This window comes from Arcobacter caeni (genome assembly GCF_003063245.1).
Classification (GTDB): Bacteria; Campylobacterota; Campylobacteria; order Campylobacterales; family Arcobacteraceae; genus Aliarcobacter; species Aliarcobacter caeni.
In genome coordinates this window covers 1-701 of record NZ_MUXE01000042.1, presented here as the reverse complement: position 1 = coordinate 701, position 701 = coordinate 1, and the positions used below count along the sequence as shown (strand labels likewise).

The 701-nt window shown below is 26.7% G+C and carries 1 protein-coding gene; it reads right to left on the bottom strand.

The window, feature by feature from the left end; genetic code table 11:
• Positions 1 to 88: 88 nt before the first annotated feature.
• Complete coding sequence (locus tag B0174_RS12030; RefSeq protein ID WP_108561361.1) at positions 89 to 550, bottom strand: leucine-rich repeat domain-containing protein; 462 nt, start codon at positions 548 to 550, stop codon at positions 89 to 91.
• Between the last annotated feature and the right edge of the window lie 151 nt (positions 551 to 701).

Genomic DNA, 701 nt, shown 5'->3' with positions numbered 1-701 from the left:
TAGTTATTTAGGAAATTTATCACCTGTTAAATTTGAAGAAAAACAAGAAAAAGAAAAAGTGTTACAATCTGAAATGGTGGCTTAGGGATTAGCAAAAAAGTGTATGTTTTTTAGTTACCTCTCCACTTATTTGATTACCTGAAAGCATACATTTTTGAAGTAATACTAAATCTCCAATAGATTCAGGAAGTGTAGTAAGTTCATTATCCGTAAGAATTAACCATCTTGTACTAAGAGGTAAAGAATTTTCTTCGAATTTTTTTATCTGATTATTTCGCATTCCAATCATTGATAAAATAGGCAATTTAGCTAATATTTTTGGAACATTATCAAATTTATTGTTAGACAAAAAAAGTCTTTTTAACCTTCTAAATCTATCAAAATCATCTGGTAAATCAGTCAAATTATTATCCGTTAAATCTAAAACTTCTAGTGTATCTACTAATGTATATAATTCATTAGGGAAAGTTTTAAGCCCTGATGCAATTTTAATATATGTTACATCTTTTAATTGACCAGTTTGTAATTTTTTTAGTGTTTGAAAGGGCATTATATTCCTATTATTCAATAAATTATGGAGAGGTAACTAAAAAACATACACTTTTTTGCTAATCCCTAAGCCACCATTTCAGATTGTAACACTTTTTCTTTTTCTTGTTTTTCTTCAAATTTAACAGGTGATAAATTTCCTAAATAACTAT

What these genes read in the sequence shown, in the direction of transcription:
- B0174_RS12030 (WP_108561361.1), bottom strand. Translation starts at nt 550, where the DNA reads ATGCCCTTTCAAACACTAAAAAAATTACAAACTGGTCAATTAAAAGAT.